The organism is Microbacterium sp. (assembly GCF_031988965.1).
GTDB lineage: Bacteria > Actinomycetota > Actinomycetes > Actinomycetales > Microbacteriaceae > Microbacterium.
The window spans coordinates 1-1,110 of the sequence record NZ_DALZXX010000299.1 but is presented as its reverse complement, the minus strand read 5'-3'; the positions used below and the strand labels follow the sequence as shown (position 1 = coordinate 1,110).

The 1,110-nt window shown below is 69.8% G+C and carries 2 protein-coding genes; both read right to left on the bottom strand.

Annotation, left to right across the window (positions count from 1 at the left end; genetic code table 11):
• On the bottom strand, positions 1-852 hold an 852-nt coding region (locus tag RTM68_RS18920; protein ID WP_312173881.1), incomplete at its 3' end, for a YhgE/Pip family protein.
• Positions 849-1,110: hypothetical protein (locus tag RTM68_RS18915; RefSeq protein ID WP_312173879.1), on the bottom strand; the 262-nt coding region annotated here is incomplete at its 5' end. The genes RTM68_RS18915 and RTM68_RS18920, both read right to left, overlap by 4 nt.

Sequence of the window (1,110 nt, the reverse complement as noted above, 5' to 3'; positions counted from 1 at the left end):
GGTGAGACCGCGCTCGGTGAGCACACTCGAGATGTCGGTGCGCACCTGCGACAGAGCATCCGTCGCCTGCTGCACGACCGAGCCCGCCCGATCGGCGATGTCCGCCAGCTGGCGGTTTCCATCGCTGACCTGCTGCGCGCCGGAGGCGAGGGTGTTCGCGCCCTCGGCGAGCTGCGCCGTGCCGGCCGCGAGCTGAGCGGTGCCGTCGGCGAGCGTCGCACTGCCCGACGATGCGGTGTTCGCGCCGTCGGTCAGCTGGGTCGCGCCGTCGGTGGCCTCGATGAGGTTGTCGCGCACATCGCTGAGGCCGGTGAGCAGGCGCTCGGCGGCCTGGGTCCCCACGGTCTGCGCCACCGAGCTGCGGATCTTCTCGACCGCCTGCGTACCCATGGACGACGCGAGATAGTTGTTCGCGTCGTTGGTCTCGAGCTCGATGCGCGCTTGATGCGGATCGTCGCCCGCGGCCGAGGTGAGCGCTGCCGAGAAGTCGGCGGGAATCGTCACGGTGAAGTCGACGGTGCCCTGTCGCAGAGCATCCGCCGCCTCGTCGACGCTCATGCGCTGCCAGTCGAAGGCGTTGCCCTCGATGAGATTGTCGGCCACGTCTTCGCCGTAGTTCACGGTCTCGCCGGTGGGAGCATCCGTTCCCGTGGTGGGCTCGGGGGCTCCCTGGTCGTCGACGACGAGCGCCACAGGCACCTCGGGGAACTTCGCGTAGGGGTCCTGGTTGGCCCACAGGTACAGGCCGCCGTAGAGGATCGGCACGCACACCAGAGCGATCAGGGCGATCACGCCCATCTTGCTCGCGGTCAGTCGCCGCAGTTCCGCGGCGATCATGGCGGGAACCTTCATCGGTCGGCTCCGTTCTCGGTGGTGTCGGCGGCCGGCTCCGGTTCGGGTTCCGGCTCCGGTTCGGGTTCTGGCTCCGGCTCCGGTTCCGGCTCGGGTTCGGGTTCGGGCTCGGGTTCGGGCTCCGGTTCCGGTTCGGTATCGTCTGCGGGCGCGGCCAGCACGAGCGGTTCGATGGGCCCCGAGGCGTTGATGGCCTCGAGCTCGTGCATCCGCTCCAGGGCGACGGCGGCCGAACCGCCGACGATGACGAGCATGGCG